The 16673-nt window shown below is 69.9% G+C and carries 16 protein-coding genes; 7 read left to right on the top strand and 9 right to left on the bottom strand.

Going from position 1 to position 16673, the window contains the following annotated elements:
* Positions 1 to 21 precede the first annotated feature (21 nt).
* The 9 genes from SXIM_RS08235 to SXIM_RS08275 all read right to left on the bottom strand — a co-directional run bounded on the left by SXIM_RS08235 (position 22) and on the right by SXIM_RS08275 (position 10830).
* The gene (locus tag SXIM_RS08235; RefSeq protein WP_376049951.1) at positions 22 to 435 is read right to left on the bottom strand and encodes a TadE/TadG family type IV pilus assembly protein; all 414 of its coding nucleotides are present in this window, start codon (positions 433 to 435) and stop codon (positions 22 to 24) included.
* 5 nt (positions 436 to 440) lie between these two features.
* Positions 441 to 920 carry a TadE family protein gene (locus tag SXIM_RS08240; RefSeq protein ID WP_078635030.1) on the bottom strand — a complete coding sequence of 160 codons (480 nt, stop codon included), beginning with the start codon at positions 918 to 920 and terminating at the stop codon, positions 441 to 443.
* Positions 921 to 1021: 101 nt separating this feature from the next.
* Positions 1022 to 1252: a hypothetical protein gene (locus tag SXIM_RS08245; RefSeq protein WP_030725299.1), complete on the bottom strand. Its 231-nt coding sequence runs from the start codon at positions 1250 to 1252 to the stop codon at positions 1022 to 1024.
* A 21-nt stretch (positions 1253 to 1273) separates the two neighbouring features.
* A complete protein-coding gene (locus tag SXIM_RS08250) occupies positions 1274 to 2230 on the bottom strand; it encodes a type II secretion system F family protein (protein ID WP_030725296.1) in 957 nt (318 codons plus the stop codon).
* Positions 2227 to 3156, bottom strand: coding sequence for a type II secretion system F family protein (locus SXIM_RS08255; protein WP_030725293.1), 930 nt, complete (start codon positions 3154 to 3156; stop codon positions 2227 to 2229). Before SXIM_RS08255 ends, SXIM_RS08250 begins: the two co-directional genes overlap by 4 nt.
* A 7-nt stretch (positions 3157 to 3163) precedes the next feature.
* Complete coding sequence (locus SXIM_RS08260; RefSeq protein WP_030725291.1) at positions 3164 to 4465, bottom strand: TadA family conjugal transfer-associated ATPase; 1302 nt, start codon at positions 4463 to 4465, stop codon at positions 3164 to 3166.
* The gene (locus SXIM_RS08265; protein ID WP_030725290.1) at positions 4462 to 5361 is read right to left on the bottom strand and encodes a hypothetical protein; all 900 of its coding nucleotides are present in this window, start codon (positions 5359 to 5361) and stop codon (positions 4462 to 4464) included. The genes SXIM_RS08260 and SXIM_RS08265 overlap by 4 nt, the downstream gene beginning before the upstream one ends.
* A 31-nt stretch (positions 5362 to 5392) precedes the next feature.
* Positions 5393 to 6094, bottom strand: a complete 702-nt coding sequence (locus SXIM_RS08270) for a hypothetical protein (protein WP_030725289.1) — start codon at positions 6092 to 6094, stop codon at positions 5393 to 5395.
* Positions 6095 to 6240: 146 nt separating this feature from the next.
* Entirely contained in the window at positions 6241 to 10830 is a 4590-nt protein-coding gene (locus SXIM_RS08275; RefSeq protein WP_046723473.1) for an FtsK/SpoIIIE domain-containing protein, read from the bottom strand.
* Between the two features lie 281 nt (positions 10831 to 11111).
* Here SXIM_RS08275 and SXIM_RS08280 point away from each other — a divergent pair, with 281 nt between their 5' ends.
* The 7 genes from SXIM_RS08280 (at position 11112) to SXIM_RS08310 (ending at position 16488) form a co-directional block, all read left to right on the top strand.
* Positions 11112 to 11417 (top strand): WXG100 family type VII secretion target, encoded by a 306-nt coding sequence (locus SXIM_RS08280; RefSeq protein ID WP_030725286.1) that lies wholly within the window; start codon positions 11112 to 11114, stop codon positions 11415 to 11417.
* A gap of 163 nt (positions 11418 to 11580) precedes the next feature.
* Positions 11581 to 11883, top strand: a complete 303-nt coding sequence (locus SXIM_RS08285; RefSeq protein ID WP_234389860.1) for a hypothetical protein — start codon at positions 11581 to 11583, stop codon at positions 11881 to 11883.
* Positions 11880 to 13154, top strand: coding sequence for a putative T7SS-secreted protein (locus SXIM_RS08290; RefSeq protein WP_053116135.1), 1275 nt, complete (start codon positions 11880 to 11882; stop codon positions 13152 to 13154). The genes SXIM_RS08285 and SXIM_RS08290 overlap by 4 nt, the downstream gene beginning before the upstream one ends.
* Before the next feature lie 10 nt (positions 13155 to 13164).
* A complete protein-coding gene (locus tag SXIM_RS08295) occupies positions 13165 to 13830 on the top strand; it encodes a hypothetical protein (RefSeq protein ID WP_246156856.1) in 666 nt (221 codons plus the stop codon).
* Positions 13827 to 14447, top strand: a complete 621-nt coding sequence (locus SXIM_RS08300; protein WP_046723477.1) for a hypothetical protein — start codon at positions 13827 to 13829, stop codon at positions 14445 to 14447. Before SXIM_RS08295 ends, SXIM_RS08300 begins: the two co-directional genes overlap by 4 nt.
* A gap of 16 nt (positions 14448 to 14463) precedes the next feature.
* Entirely contained in the window at positions 14464 to 15417 is a 954-nt protein-coding gene (locus tag SXIM_RS08305) for a hypothetical protein (RefSeq protein WP_046723479.1), read from the top strand.
* Between the two features lie 117 nt (positions 15418 to 15534).
* Positions 15535 to 16488, top strand: coding sequence for a hypothetical protein (locus tag SXIM_RS08310; RefSeq protein WP_046723480.1), 954 nt, complete (start codon positions 15535 to 15537; stop codon positions 16486 to 16488).
* The last annotated feature ends 185 nt before the right edge of the window (positions 16489 to 16673 follow it).

Below are 16673 nucleotides of genomic sequence, written 5' to 3' on the forward strand. Positions count from 1 at the left end.
CCGCCGTCTCCTTCTCCCCGTTCATCCCGACCTCCGGTACGGGTCGATCGGCGAACTGGACGCCCCGCTGAGGGTGGAGGCGACGGGCACTCCGAGCATGTCCAGCGCGCGCACCTTGCAGCTGACCCGCACGCTGAACAGCGAGCCCGCCTCGTGCCCGCCGCCCGAGGTCACCTCGACCCGGACCGTACCGCCCACGCACACCTCGCCCAGTTCCCGCTCGGCGGTACGGGCGGCGGCGGAGGCGGCGGAGGCGCCGTCCCGCTCCAGCGAGCCGGCCCGCGCCGCGTCCCGGGCCGCGCCGCTGACGGCGGCGCGCCCGGAGACCTGCTGGCCCATCGCGACCAGCACCAGGATGAAGGCGATCATGAGCGGCGCGAGGAACACCACCTCGACGGAGGACAGGCCCCGGTCGTCGCGCTGCGCGGCGGCCACGGAACTCACCCCCCGTCCGGCACGAAACGCTCGACCGGCCCCTCGGACGAGGCCCGTACGGTCATGGTCATGCCCGGCACGATGGACGGCACGGTGGCATGCACCTCCACCCGTACGGTGTCCGGCGCCGGCAAGGTGGTGTACACCGACGGCGGGGAGTCGAACATGCCCCGGCCCAGCTGGTCGATGTAGTCGTACGACTTCTCCCGGGCCTTGGACTGCCAGCCCATCGGATCGGCGTCCGCCTCCGCGCGGGCGGTGCGGGCGCCGGCCTGTGCGGCGGCCTTGGCGACGTCCTGGGCGAAGGAGTACATGGCGAACTGCACGGCCCCGAAGATCAGGAAGAACATGAGCGGGGTGAGGAAGACGAATTCGATCGCCGAGCTGCCGCGGTCACCGCGCTCGCCGCGGCGCAGCACGGCGCCGCCCCGGTCGGAGCCTTCCCCGATCCGGCGGCGCAGCCAGCGGCCCGCTCGCTTGGTCATCCCCGTGTACTCCCCGTACTTCCCGTGTTCCCCGTTGTCCCGGTGCTCCCCGTACTCCCGTGCTCCCCGCGTCCCCGCCGGCCCGCGGTACGGGCGCCCGCTCAGCAGTCCGCGTAGTTCACCGCGCCCTGGATGCACTCGCTCACGTTGCCGGCCCGGTCGTCGATCGCGTTCATGATCACGGCCGCCACCCCGGCGACGATGCCGACCACCACCGCCGCGATGATGACCCACTCGATGGCGGAGGCACCGCGGTCACGGTCGGCGCCCGCCGTCCGGGAGCGCACCAGGGCGACCAGATAATCGGCCGCCGCGAAACGGAACTTGCTCATGTCACTTACCTCTCAAGCTGGTCATGCCGAGAACACCCGCATTCCGGCCGGATAGATCAGAAAGATCAGAAATCCCAAGCACAGCAGCAGCTGCGCGATCAGCATCGACTGCGATTTCTCCCCCGCGCTTCCCTCGATCTCGGCGAGTTCGCGGTGCCGCATCGTCTCCGAACGGGCGGAGAGCGAGGCCCGCACCTTCGCGCCGTCGTCCGCGACCAGCGCCAGGGACGCGGACAGATCCTTCAGTTCGTCGACGCCCACCTCGTCACCGAGCTTGCCCAGTGCCTGCCACTGCGTCAATCCGGTGATCCGGGCGTCCGCCAGCGCCGACTGGATGCGCCGCAGCGCCCAGCCGTCGCTCACCTCGGCCGCCGCCTTCAGCGCCTCCGGCAGGCCGCGCCCGCCGGCCAGGCTCATGGCCACCAGGTCCAGGTAGGCCGCCACCACCCGGCGGAAGTCACGCCGCCGCGCCTTGGCGTCCCGCCGTACCTCCAGGTCGGGGAGGAAGAAGAACACGGCGGCGAACACCAGCGCCATCCACACCGGGATGACGGGGCTGGCACCGAAGCCGATCAGCCAGGCCATGGAGAACAGGAAGGGCCCGAAGAACAGCCCCGCCGCCGCCAGTACCACCTTCTGCGCCAGGAACGACTCCCAGGTGCGGTCCAGCAGCGCGAGGTCGGCCCGCAGCGAGCGCTGTTCCCAGCCGCGCTGCACGTACAGCTCGGCCAGCCGCTCCCCGATCCGCTCCTGCGCCTCGTCGAACCGGCTGGGCTTCTTGCCCGCGTCCGCGCCGCCCTGGTGCGGCACGGCGCTGTACGGGACGTGCCCGAACCCGCCGCGCTGGCGCAGCGCGTCGATGCGGGCGACGGTGGCCACCGAGCTGCGCCGGGTGGGCATCAGGGCCCGGATCAGGGCGTACGCCCCGAGGCCGAAGACCGCCCCGACCAGAACGGCCGTGGTGATGTCGGAGTTCACGACCGCACTCCCCCTTGTTCGGACGGCTGCCGCTCGCGCAGCTGCTCGCTCTCGTCGGCCCGGGCCATGAACCGCTCGGGCACCTCGATCCTGGCCAGCCGCCGCATCCACCAGAAGCCGAGGCCGAACAGGCCGCAGACGATGGCCAGTACGGCCTGGCCCAGGGTGTCGCCGAAGGGCTCGACGAAGCCCGGGTTGAAGATGGCGAGCCCGAGCGGGAACGCGACGGACACCCCGACGACGATCTGCACGCTGCGCCGGGTCGAGGCGCGCTGGGCCATGACGCGCTGGCGCATGTCCACTTCCTCGCGCGCCGACTTGGCGAGCGCGCCCAGCACCTCGCGCAGGCCGGGCCCGCGCAGTCGGGCGTTGAGGATGAGCGAGGCGATGATGATGTCGGCGGAGGAGTCGTCCAGTTCCTCCGCGAACTCCTGGAGCGCCTCGGGCAGCGGCATCCGCGAACGGAGCCGGTCCACCAGGTTGTTGAGCGGTACGCGCAGCGCGGGCGCGGCGGCGCGGGCCGAGGAGGGGATGGCCTGTTCCAGGCCGACGGCCCCGGCGATGGTGTCGCGCAGGGACTCGGTCCAGCCGGCCAGCGCCTCGACGCGGCGCATGTTGGCGCGCTCCTCGGCGGCGCCGCCGAACAGCTTGCTCCAGGAGAACACCAGCAGGGCGGTGCCGATGGCGGCGATCGGCCAGCGGGTGAGCAGCAGGACGAGGAGCGCGGCGGCTCCGGCGATGGTGCCGCGGCGGCCGGCGAAGCGGGCGAGTTCGGTCCTGCGGCGCTCGGCGCGGGCGCGTTCCTCCGAGGTCTTCGGGGGCACGCCGCGGATCGCCGTCACCAGCAGCGCGATGCCGCCGCCGACCGCGACGCCGCAGACCAGCGCGTACAGCGCGGTCAGCGAGAACAGCCCGGATCCGGTCATGGTGCGCTCACCCCCAGGCCCCTCGGTAGCCGTGCAGGGCCAGTTCGTCACCGCACGAGAGCGCGGCGTGCGCGCGCGGCACCCCGTCCGGGCCCTCGGCGAACACCTCGCTGGAGAGCACCCGGCCGTCCACGCCGTTGACCTCGCGGATGGAGGAGACGATGCGGTGGAGTTTGCCGCCCTGGGCGTAGGTGTTGCGGCGTTCGATGAACACCACGAAGTTGACGGCGCCGGCGATCAGCATCTGGCTGGCCTCGATGGGCAGCCGCTCACTGGCCTGGAGCGCGTAGGTGGAGATGCGGTTGAACACCTCGGCGGAGGAGTTGGCGTGGATGGTCGACAGCGACCCGTCGTTGCCCTGGGACATGGCGTTGAGCATGGTGACGATCTCGTCGCCGAGCACCTCGCCGACGATGACCCGGGAGGGGTTCATGCGCAGCGACCGCCGTACCAGCTCGGCCATGGATATCAGGCCCTGGCCCTCGGAGTTGGGCAGTCGTTCCTCGAACGCCACCACGTTGGGGTGCAGTTCGGGGAACTGGTCGAGCCCCAGCTCCAGGGCGCGTTCGACGGTGATCAGGCGTTCCTCGGCGGGGATCTCGTTCGCCAGGGCCCGCAGCAGGGTCGTCTTCCCGGCGTTGGTGGACCCGGCGATCATGATGTTCTTGCGGGCCCGGACGGCGGCGGACAGGAAGCTGCCCAACTCCGGGGTGATGGTGCCGTTCCCGACCAGGTCGGCGAGGAAGACCTTGCCGAGCCGGGCACGCCGGATGGACAGCGCGGGGCGCCGGGTGACGTCCATGACGGCGGACAGCCGGGACCCGTCGGGCAGCCGCAGGTCCAGCTGCGGGTTGGCGGAGTCGAAGGGCCGGGAGCTGAGACCGGAGTAGGCGCCCAGGATCTGGATGAGTTCGACGAGTTCCTCGTCGCTCTCGGCGACCGGGTCCCCGCGGACCTCACGACCGTCGGAGTAGCCGATGAAGACCTGGTCGCAGCCGTTGATGTCGATGTTCTCGACGTCGACGTCGTCCAGCAGCGGCTGGAGCCGGCCCACCCCGAACAGCGCGGCGTGCACGGCGGAGGCGTAGTCCTCCTCGGACTGGGCGTCCAGCGGCGCCCGGCCCTCGGAGATCTCAGCCCGCGCGTACTCCTCCAGCACCTGCGCGATGACGGCGCGGGCGTAGTGCCGTTCGTCCTCGGCGGTCATCGGCCGTACGCCGCTGGCCTGGTCGATGCGCCGCTGCTCGGCGAGGCGGTCGCCCGCCTCCTGCCGGAACCGCTTCACCAGCTGGTGGTTGACCTCGCTCATGCGCCGGCCCCCGGCTGACCGTAGGACGGCGGCGGCGCGTACGCGGCGGCCTGCGCGCCCGGCTGCTGCGGCACGGGCGGGCGGACGGGGTTGAGGTCCGCGCCGTAGGTCTGGTGCACGTCGGTGACGACCTTGCGGGCGGAGCGGACGAGGAGCGACTTGTCGAGCCGTCCGCGCCTGCGGCCGGCCAGTTGCTCGGCCCCGGCGGTGTCCTCGGCGATGAGCCCGACGACCCGGGCACCGCTCTGCGAGGCGATGAGCATCTCGTTGACCTGTGCGGCGATCTTGGCGCCGTGCTGCGGTTCGGCGACCAGCAGCACCCCGATCCGGGGCTGGCCCAGGTGAGAGGTGCCGCGCTGCTGCCCGTGCAGCTTGTTGTGCAGGGCGGCGGCCCGGTCCCGTACATGGGCGAGGTTCTCCGGCTGCCCGCGCGTGACCAGGAGCAGCAGGGCGGCGTGCGGCAGCAGCGCCTGCGCCGGGGAGTGTGCGTCGAGCCGTCCCAGGTCCGCCAGCACGTCGGCGGCGGCCTCCTGGTGCGGGGACTGCGCCAGCTCGGCGAAGGCCCGTCCCAGCGCGCCCCATTGGCCGGTGAGACCGCCGGACTGGTCGGAGGAGGCCAGGCCGATGATGACGTCCAGGCCGCCCGCGACCCGCTGCGAGTGGTCCCACAGCTGCTCGGCGGCGATCCCGCGGCGCGCGGTGGCGGCGAGCGAGAGTATCCCGGTGCCCGGATCGAGCGGGCGGCCGTTGGCGCCGACCGACCGGTAGACGAGATCCCCGCCGGCCGGGTCGGCCTCGGCGAGCAGCACACGGCGCGGCCACAGCGCGGCCAGCGCGACAGCCGTGGTGGTGACCCCGGGGGCCCCCTTGTCCGCGGCCAGTGCGATCAGCGCCATCTGCTCAGTTTCTCCTCGTCATGGGCTCGGCTCAGTTGCTCGCGGCGATGATGACGAGCGAGACCTCACCGGCGGAGGCCGCCCGGGTCAGGGCCGCTGCGTCCTCGCGGGCCACCCGCAGGGTCACGGGCAGCGAGGTGTTGCCGATGGAGTCCCCGCTGCCGTGCACGACGGACACGTGGGCCTCCTCGGTGATGACCGTCTGCTGGGTCGAGCTCTCCTCGTCCCCGCTGTTGCGTTCGCGGCCGACCCAGTAGGCGGCGACGGTGTCCCCCGCCTTCAGTCCGGCCGGGAACTGCCCCGGCTGGAGGGAAACTCCGACAATGACTTCGTCCTCGGGCAGGGTCTCTTCCCCGGTCAGCATTTCGCCGATCAGAATAGTGCCGCCCACCAGATCGGTGGCCGCCCGGAGTTCTTCTTTCAGCTGGCCGCGCTGTTCCCAGCGCACATAGTTGACCGATGAATCATCAGCCACGAGAACCGAGGTCATCGCCGATTCCGGAATGGTGCCGCCCATGGGCACCCGCTCCGTGATCCTGACAGCCTCGATCCGGTCCCCCGCCTGCATCACCAGCATGGTGGCGCCCAGCGCCCCGGCCAGCACCAACAGGGCGGCCAGGGCGGCGAGCGCCGGCTTGCGCTCACGCGGCGGGGCGGGCAGCCGGTCCCCCATCACCGGCCCGGCGGCGATGGACTTCTTCGCAGCCGCAGATGCCCGGTCCTGAGTTCTCATGCCATCATCCCCGCCATCGAAATCCCCGAGCAAACAAGCAATCTTCACTTCTCCAGCAAAGCCGTCGAAACGCTATCAGCAGCTCCGGAGACACAACAACGCTCCTGGCGTCACACCTGGGCAACAGCTCGGCGACAGCGATCGGCTCACGGCACCGGAATCCGCACCGTCATCGGCACACCGTCACCGAGATGCAGAATCCCGTGGCCCGGCTTGGGCTGCGCGACCGCCACACTGCGGGAGAGCTTCGCCCCGATGAGATCGCCGTGCCGGTGCGACTGCGGCGACAACAGCACACCGCGGCGGGCCTTCTTCGCCTCGGCCTGCCAGCCGGTGAATCCGGCGCACACACTCTCGGCGTCGCCCGCGACCACCACGGCCCGGCCCGTCTCACCGCCCCGCGTGACAATCGCCCGCAGTTCCTCGTCCGCCTTGCACCGGCGCAGATCCTCCGCGTCGTCCATCAGCAGAACGATCGGCTCCTCACGCGAGGACGTCCCCATCACCTCCCGCAGTTCGGCTCCGCTCATCTCCGCCTCCGTCAGCACCGCCAGAACGCCCGGCCGGCCCTCGAGATCACGCATGGGCGACTCCCGGGGCGCCGAAACCACCACGCGTACTCCCTTGCGCAACAGGGACATCGCCAGCAGGTGCAGCACCGTGCTGCGGCCGGACTTGGCCGGCCCGGCGATGACAAAACTGCGGACCCCGGTGCCCAGATCCGGGCCGAACGCGGTCAACTCGTCGCCGCCCACCCCGACCAGGCCCCACAGCGGAGCGTCTGAGGCGGCCGGGTCGCGCATCTCCCAGGCCGCGTCGAAGGTGAGCCGCTGCGGCAGCACATCCACCCGGAAGGGCCGCCGGGCGCGGGCGACCTGCGCGTCGCGCCGGGTGACCCGCTCGGCGATCTCGGTCAGCGCCGCGGCCTGACCCTGACCGCTCATGTCCTCGCTCAGCACGGCGACCTGGCTCTCCCCGGCCGAAACCGCCCGGAACATCCGCCCCTGCGGCATGTTCTCCGGAAGCTTCCGCGCGTTGAGTCCAGCCGCCGCGTAGTCGGTGCGATCCGCCATCCGGAAGACGAACTTGTCCTCGCTCAGACCACTGATCCGCCCGGCCATCAGCCGCTGATCCCCCGTGATGACCGCGTGGATGCCGACGCTGGCACCCTCCCGCATGATGAACTGCAGCTGATCCGTCAGGGCACCCAGATCGATCTCCCCCAGGGTCGCCGTCCAGCCCTCCCAACGGTCCAGCAGCACCACGATGTGCGGCAGCCGCTCCCCGTCAGCCGCGGCCTGCCGCTGCTCCGTGATGTCCGCCAGGGCGTCCTGGGAGAGCAGTTCCTGGCGCCGCAGGACCTCCTCCTCCAGCCTCTTGAGCAGGCGCTTCGCCCGGTCGACCTGACTGCGCGCCACCACCGCGCCGCAGTGCGGCAGCTTGGTCAGAACGTTCAGCGCGCCGTTGCCGCAGTCGAATCCGTACAGATGGACGTCCTCGCTGGAGTGCGTCAGCGCGATGGAGCCCGCGATGGTACGCAGCAGCTGGGAACGGCCCATCCGGGGCGCACCCGCCACCAGCAGATGACCGAAGGTCTTGAAGTCGATGGCGAGCGCGCGGCGGCTCTGCTGTTCCGGCAGGTCCTCGATGGCGTACGGGACCGCGGCGAGCGGTCCGGACGCCTGGGCCCGGGGCAGGTCGCTCAGCAGGATCCGGTCGGGCAGCGGTGGCAGCCACGGGCTGTGCTGCGGAGGAAGCCCGAGCCGCTGGTTGGCGTCGATCACGGTCTCCACCAGCACCCGCAGATCGGTGTTGACGTCCTCCGGCGCCCGCCCGCCGCCCGCAGGGCGCTTCTGCTGGGGCCGACCGAGGCCCGGCCACAGCAGATCCGTGGACCAGGGCCGGGCGATCGCGGGGTCCGCGGCGCCGGGACGCCGGCCACCGACACGGCCGGACTGGAAGGGGACCAGCGAGGCGTGGCCGAGTCGCACGTAAGCGCGGCCCGGCGTGTTCTTGGCGATCATGCTGGCGTCGGGCGCGTCGATGACGTCGGTGGACTCCGCGGGGTCCGTCACCCGCAGCGCGATCCGCAGGTTGGTGTTCGCGCGGATCTCCGGCGAGATCACACCGGAGGGACGCTGAGTGGCGAGCAGCAGGTGGATACCGAGCGAACGCCCTCGCTGAGCGATATTGACCAGGCCCTTCACGAAGTCCGGCAGTTCGCGGACCATCGAGGCGAACTCGTCGATCACGATCAGCAGCCGGGGCATCGGCCGGTGACGTCCTGGCTCGCGCCGGCACAGATCCTGGTAGTCCTCGATGTCCTTGGCGCCCACCTCCGCCAGGATGTGTTCCCGGCGGGTCAGCTCGGCTCCCAGCGACCGCAGGGCCCGCTCCACCAGGTGGTTGTCCAGGTCGGTCACCATGCCCACGGTGTGCGGCAGTTGCACGCAGTCCTTGAACGCGGCGCCACCCTTGTAGTCCACCAGGACGAAGGTCATGTTCTCGGGGGTGTTGGCCACCGCCAGTGAGGCGACGATCGTCTGCAGCAGCTCGGACTTGCCGGAGCCGGTGGTACCGGCGATCAGTCCGTGCGGTCCGTCCCGCCGCAGGTCGATGGCGAACGGGCCGTCGTACGACTCGCCCAGCACGGCGACGGTGGACTGGCCCCCCGCTTGCCAGCGGGCCATGACGGAGCCGGCCGTGGGCGGCTCCATCCGCAGCACGTCGAGCAGCCGGCTGGCCGCCGGGAGGCCGGCGTCCTCCGCCTCCGCACTGATGTCCCGCAGCGGGGACAGCGAACGTCCCAGCAGATCCGTCCACTCCGGCGCCACGAGATCGGGGCGCACGCCCCGGATCCTGGGTTTCTTGGCCTGTTCCACCCGGAGCCGGTCGAAGGAGGCGGCAGCCGGCTGCGAGGTCTGTCCCACCCCCGGCCAGGCGGGCGGCCCGCCCGGCGCTCCCGGCATTCCGAACCCGGCGCCCGGGGGCTGGCCGGTGACGGCGGGGGGCTGTCCGTAGCGCTGGAACTGCTGGTACGCCTGGAGCTGGTAGCCGGGCTGGAACTCCCACGCGGCGTGACCCGCGCCGGTGTCGCGCGGCTCGGCCACCGCCACCGCCTGGCACTCCCCGGGCAGGAAGCGCTCCTCGTCGTCGAGACACAGGGAGTACATGGAGACGCCCGGGCCCTCCTTGAGGAGACGGATCACCCCGGGAAGCGAGCGCAGCCGGCGTGAACCGTCGAAGACGATCACGATGTCGGGGTCGCCGAAGGACCCCTTGCCCCGGGTCTTGCGGCTCGCGGAGAGACGGCCTTCCAGCAAGGAGCTCAGCTCGGCAAGCCGGGCCCCCACCGTCTCGGCGTCGTTGCCGATCAGGACGTGGGCGTCCTGATCCGCGGTCGGCCTGGAGTGCGGGAGCCAGCGCAGCCATTCCCAGCTCGACTGTCCACCTGAATCCGTCAGGACGTAGAACTGCACATCCAGCGGACTGTGCAGGACGGCCAACTGCCCCACCGCCCAGCGCCCCATGGCACGGGCCATGTCCCCGGGGGCGGCGAAACCGACGACGCCGTGCTCGGCCAGCGGAATGGTGACGGGGGCGTCCGCGATCCGCCAGGTGACCTCACGGCGGTGCTCGTCCTGTTCGGGATCGGTCAGGACCACAGCGGAATCGAGCTCAGCCGTACCCACCCGCAGCAGCAGATGGTCCTCATCCGTGCGACGGCGCTCCCACAAGCGGGTACGGGGGCCGGTGGCCGCGGACAGGACGGTGGCCGGATCAGGGGCGATGTGACGGCGGATGTACCGCTCGGCGATCAACGCCGCCTGGGCGTCCCGCTCGATCCGCTCCTTGGTCTCCTTGTACTCCCTGACCGTTTCCGCATGCTTCTTACCGCCACGCTTCTTTTGGTAGTAGTAGTTGCCGAACAGCATGATCGGGGTCAGCACCGCGAGCAGCAGGAAGATCCAGCGGTCCCGGATGATGGCCAGCATCACGGAGCCGACCAGGGGGACGAACGCGGTGATCCACGGCAGCGGCCGGGGCTCCGGATCGGCGGGCTTCTTCGGCAGCCGGAAATGGTCCGGCTGCTCCGGCGGATGCAGCCGGGGCGGGCGGTTGTAGTCCAGACCGACACCGTCGTCGGACACCTTCAGCGCGGCGTCCGGGGGGAAGTACGGGGTCAGTTCCAGCAGCGAGTTGCCCACCGCGATCTGGGCGCCCAGCGGCCAGTCGTGCCGTGCCCCCGGGTCCTGCGGGGCCACTCCGTCGATGGTGATGGCCGTGTCGTGGGCCTGAACGGAGGCCGTGCCGTCCGCCATGATGCGCAGCGTCAGGGCCCGTCCGGCGAGTTCGGGGTCGTTGACACGTATGGGTACGGCTCCCTGGCCGATATCGATCCGTCCCACGCCCAGGCGGTGTACCGCCCCCGCGGCGGGGCCACCGACCACACGCAGCTCCGCTATCCCCGTCGGCTCCAACGGCGGGCAGCCCGCCGGATCGCGCAGGCTCACCACGACGCCCTCACGCAGCGGCGACCGCTCCAGCGACAGGGCGGGGTCCACCGGCGCACCGTCGACGAACACCATGACGTCCGCGGGCTGTTGCGCGTGAGCGCCGAGCAGCCCCAGGAACTCGGGAACAAGATCGGCCACGGCGATCTGAGGGTCGGCGTCGAGCACGCCGTCCACTCGGTGGCCCGCTACCGGATCGACGACGGTCAGGGACAGCCGCACTGCTCACTCTCCGAATGGTGGGGGATTCGCTCGTGATGTCGGCCAACTTAGCCGACTGGCCCACGCGCCTCGGGGGCGAGTTCCGGACCGTCTGCGACCACCTTGTCATGGGCCGACCCAACGATTGTCACAGCCATGTACCACGACGGCATCAAGCCATGTGCCCGCGCGGCGTACCGACGTACCCTGAGGTGCGGAACACGGGGGCCGCTCGGCCACCACATTGACCGTTCTTCGCGGTCGCCGGGGACGGTGCCGCACATCGAGGAAAGGGGCCTACTGTGGCCACCGACAAGCTTTCTCTCACACCCGATGACATGCGGGACTTCGGCGCGCATCTGCAGGCGGAGCAGGAGCGCTTCGAGCGAGAGCTGGGAGAGCTGAAGTCCCAGGTCAACGACCTGACTTCAGAGGGGTTCAACACGCCGCAGGCGTCCGAGGCGTTCGACGAGGTGTACGAGGAGTTCACCACCAACGTCACGCAGCTGCTGGAGAGCATGGGTGGCCTGGGCAACTTCCTGATCATGGCCGCCGACGGCTTCGAGGGCCAGGACATCGACTTCGCGGCGGCGGTCAGCGGCAGCTGACCCCTGCGGGGCGGCGGAGCCGCCCGACCGTCTCACCTCCCGCTGGGGGGCGGCGCACCGGTCTTCCGGCGTGCCGCCCCCCAGCGGGCCATCGTTGTCCACTCTCAACCTCACGACATGTTCCATAAGGGGGACCGCCGGCATGGGCGGTAACACTGACCAGATGCGGGCCGACCTCGAACGTATCCGCGAGTGCGCGGACGCGATTCTGGGGATTCACGACACCTTCGCCAACTCGGCCAATCCTGCCGAGGGTTATGGCAAGTCAGAACTGGGCGCCACCACGTTGCTCGACGCGTTCGACGACTTCGAGGACAACTGGAGCATCCGGCGTGGCAAGCTCACCGACGAACTGAAGGCACTGGGCGACATCGTGGCCGGCGCCGCCGAGATGTACGAGGGCATCGACCGCGAACTGGCACAGGCACTCAGGGACAACGACGCGGCGCGTGAGGGGGCATCGTGAGCAGGTCATCCGCGGGGGGCGACTGGTCACTCGTCGGGGAGTCCAGCGACCCGGTCCCCGGCGATCCGGAAGAGGTCGCGACCCTCGGCAGGGAACTGCGGCAGATGGCGGACGCCATCCAGCAGCAGGCCAGTGAGATCGAGGCGCTGGCCAGCGTCGACAACTGGAACACACCCACGGCCGCCGAGTTCAAGGACAAGGCCGACGGCACCAGCGAACGGCTGCGCAAGGCGTTCGACCGTTACGACACGGCGGCCAAGGCGCTGGGCACCGAGGTCAAGGACTTCGGCGAGGACTACGAGGACCACACCGAGTACGCCTCCGAACTGCACCGCGCCCAGCTGAAGGCGGACCGGGCCCTGTCGGAGGCCGAGGAAGCCGACCAGGAGCTGCGAACGGCCACCAATGCCCTTGACGCGCTGGACGACGACGTCGAGGACGATGACCCCGACAAGACGCGGCTGGAGGACAAGCAGGAGGCGGCGGAGGGGACACTGAGTTCCGCCCGGACCCTGATCTCGACCGCCAAGCAGATCCGCGACAACGCGGCCGACGCCGCAGCGGGAGCCATCCGCGAGGTCATCAACAACGACGGGATGAAGGACAGCGGCTGGGACAAGTTCCGCAGCGCACTGTCGGTCGTCGGTACCTGGGCCGGCCGAATAGCTGCCGTTGCCGGAGTCCTGTCCCTGTTCCTCGGCTGGGTCCCGATTCTGGGACAAGTCCTCACCATCATCGCTATCACGGCCAGTGTCGTATCCCTGATCAACAGCGTGGTCCAGTACGCCTCAGGAGATGGCAGTCTGCTGGATGTTGTGCTCGATGTGGTCGGCGTGGCGAGCTTCGGCGTCGGTGCCGCATTCCTGCGCAGCGGTCGGCTGGCAGCGGGTGCTGCCAGGGCGACGGCCCGACAGGTATACACGACCGCGGCCCGCAGAACGGGCAATGTGCGTCAGGCGATGAGCAACGCTGGAATCAACGCCCCCAGTGGCGCGGCCATGCGCCGGGCCATCGATGCGATGCCGCCCCGCCGGATGAGCAGCCTTCCGATGCCGTCCTCCATGCGCAACCCGTTGACGTCCATCGCAAGCCGGACGGACAGGAACATCGGCCAGGTCGCCGATGAGTTCAGCCGAATGCCGGCCCAGGTTCTCCGTCACCCCGCGGTGCAGGCCGCGACCCAGAATTTCAACTCCCAGGTGGCGGGCTGGGCCGCGACGACGGGTATCGCAACGGGGGCGGCCTGGTGGGCCGTCGGCCGGGGACTGTGAGGAGAACACCATGACGATTCCCGCACAGCGAGTGGACCGGGGACGGCCGGCGGAGGCGCCGTCGACAGCCTCTGCGCCGGCGGAGACTCCGAGTGACTATTCGCTGATCCTTCCGGACGGCTGGTACCGCATCCCGCTCGATCCCGAACAGTGCGCCCGTTCCGTGGACGCTCTGCTGGAACGGCAGTTCAAAGGCACCGACAACCAGCCGCACGCGAAACGACAAGCCCGCGACGCCCTGCTCGACGAGGCCGACCGGGCGATCGGCAACGGCGGTATCGAGATGTACCTGTGTCTTCAGGAGGCCGGTCCGATCACCCTTCCTGCCAGCCTCTTGGTCACGCTGGCACCCGATGCCTGTGAGCCGGACACTTCCCTGGAAGAGGTGTCGAGAGATCTGGCGCACCACGGCCCGGTCGGAACGGAGGCGACAGTCGAGAACCTGCCCTCGGGGCCAGCCGTACGCACCCGCAGCCGCACCGAGTCAGCCCGTGATGAAACGACCGGCGAGGTGGTGTACAGCACCGCGGTGGACTACTACCTGCCCGTGCCCGGCACCACTTCGTTCCTGGTCCTGTCGTTTTCCACTCCCCTGGATATGATCGCCGACGCCCTCGTCGGGCTGTTCGACGCGGTGGCCAAGGCGTTTACGTGGAGGGGAATGAGTACCGCATGAGGATTCCGCCCGTCATCACACTGGACTACCCCGAGCCGTGGTTCCCGGTGCCACTCGAACCGGACACCGACCTCGACAGCTGGGCCAGGCCACACGCCGAGCGGCTGATCGAGGAGACGGCCCAGGCCGGGGAAGACTTCTCCCGGGGCTTCACCGGAAACCCCGATCGAATCGCCCGCGAGATGGCGAGTCGGGCGGAGGGCTACAGGGGCCGGGACCTCGCCCTGGCCTTCCTCTGCTACCCCCCTGGCATGGACAGCTCGGATGTGGGTCTGGAGGTCATGACGATCTATCCGGAGGAGGGAGACCCCGAGCCCACGCTGGAATGGTTCGCCGATATCTGCACAGTCCGGGAACTGGGTGAACCCCACATCCAGCACGCAGACCTCCCTGCGGGCCCGGCCGTGCGGCTTCGACAGAACTATTTCGGTGAGAAGCGCAGTTGGTTCGGCGGACGTCCGGTCATTCGTAGCCTCATCTACGGAATCAGGCCACCCGGCCGTACGGATCTGGTGACCGCCACCGCGCTGTGGCGGGAGCCCGTCATCGACGATGTGATCGAGCAGTGGACCGACCAGATGCTGGAGACGCTGCGGGTCACGGAACCAACGATCTGAACTGAACGGCTCGAACATGGACAAAAGACAAGAGAACCGCATCGCCCTGATTCTGGCGGCCGTCCTGGCTGTGGGCATTGTGGCTGCCGTACTGTTGTCCATCGCCTTGCGGGAGAGCCTGATTTCCTGGGCTCAGGGCTGGCCGGGCGGCCCGGTGGTGTTCCTCGTCTCCCTGGGCCTGATCGGGGCACTGGGCGTTGCCACCACGGCGGCGGCGTGGCTCGTCCACGCCTGGCCACAGCGGTCCCCTTGGCAATCCCAGCTGAACCCGCCCGTGCGGTACGTGATCACCACGATCGGCGCCGTGGTGGCGCTGATCAGTACGGTCGTTCTGATCAGCGCCATGCCACCGCGTGACCGCGACCCGAGCGGTTGCGACGAGCTGGGCTGCTGGCTGGAGGTACACGAATCCGGCGCCTGGGTGTGGGGGCTCACCGCCCTGGGTGTGACGACCTGGCTGGCTTCGCTCATGCTGGCATATCTGTTCGCATCGGACGCGAACCGCCGGTGGGCAGCCGTCATTCCTCAGGTTCTCATCGGCACCGGGTTGGGCATCCTGCTCGTCATCCTCGCGAGCGCGTTCCGTTTCCAGGAGACTTACTACGACATGGCCGAGAGCTGGCCCGGTGGGCCACGGCTATTCCTGATCAGTGCGGGTGCCACGGTCGGACTGGGTGCGGGCGGTTCCGTGTGGGCCTGGACCCGACGGCGGTGGCTGACCCCTTGGGGTGCGGTGCCACTCGTCCTGGCAGGCGTCGCTGTCACGGCAGCGGCGTTGTCGGTATTGATCGCCGCCCTGGCACCGCGCCGCTACCCGGGCCCGGCGCTGTGCGACGAAGGGTTCTACTGCCGTCTCGACCAATCCGACGGAGACGCAACCATGACAGTGGCACTGGGGTGGCTGACACTTCTCATCGCTGGGGTCTTGGTGCTCATTGCTCTCATCCGGTCCGCCAGGGCCCGCAGGTAGCCTCCTCGCCAAACATGTCCATCCGGCTCAGGCGCTGCGGCGGCCCCCGTGCCTACGGGCCAAGGGCTGTGGCTCCGTGGCTGGACTTTTTCGAACCTCCAGTGAGACAGGGAACCCATGGCCAAAACCACCTCGGCCCCCTCGTCGTGGCTTGTCGTCATCACGCTCGTGGGAATCCTGGGTGCGATGCCGTTGGTCCTGGCGGTGGAGGAGACCCTGACTGCCACGGCTGAGGGCTGGCTCGGCGGCCCGATAGGTTTCGCTGTCACCCTCGGGCTTCTCAGTGCTCTGGGTGTGCTGGTCGCGGTGTTCTGCGGTGTGGCCCACAAGTGGCCGCACCGGGTGGGCCCGCGGTGGCGTCTCGGACTCCTGGCGACTCGCTGGATCAGGTTCGTGGCGGGTTTCGTCAGCGGTCTCGCGTTTCTCACCCTGCTGGTGTCGATCCCCATCCCCAGGTCCGACGGCTCGCCCTCCGTCGCTCTTCTGGGGTTGTTCCTGGAGAACAACCCAGGTGCGGCGGCGACCGGACTGGCCGCCGGTGTGGCCGCCCTGATCGGGGGAGGAGTCGTACTGGCGGGCAGCATCGGCGGGGACACACCGCGCGAACGCGCCGACCTGGTGACCAGCATGTGCGGAGCGCTGCTGTTCGTTGCGTGGCTGATCACGGTGCTCACGTCTTCGCGCCTGCTCGAGGAGGACTACGTCGCGCTGGCCCATAAGTGGCCCGGGGGACCACTGGGCTTTCTGCTGTCTGCCGGGGCCGGAGTTCCGCTGGGCATCGCCGGCGCGGTCTGGGCCATCCAGCGCCGCAGGCGGCTGACCCTTCCGGGAACGGCACTGCTCGTGGCGCCAAGCATCGCGCTCATCACGGCGTCGCTCTCCGTCCTCATCGGCGCGGTGCCCCCGCGCGACTACAAGGGCCCCTACCTGTGCGACAAAGGGTTCTACTGCGCACTCGACCAGACCCACGACCAAGCCGGGCTGATCGTCGGCCTCGGCTGGCTGGCCCTCCCGATCACGGCCGCACTGATCGGCTACGCAGCGTTCAGGGCGGCCAAGCGCACCCGCTGACGGCGCCGACCTGCCGGTGCTCCGTGTCGGTGTCCCTCCGTCCAGCCGCACTGATCTTGCGACGGGCCGTCATCTGAGAGCTGGACGGGCGGCTGAGAAGCGGCAATTTCTGTGAGCCGTTCCCACAGCGAGCCGGACGTTGCCGTGAGAGCGAGTGACGGGCCACCGGGGAACAGCTCTCCCTC

This window comes from Streptomyces xiamenensis, assembly GCF_000993785.3.
Taxonomy (GTDB): Bacteria; Actinomycetota; Actinomycetes; order Streptomycetales; family Streptomycetaceae; genus Streptomyces; species Streptomyces xiamenensis.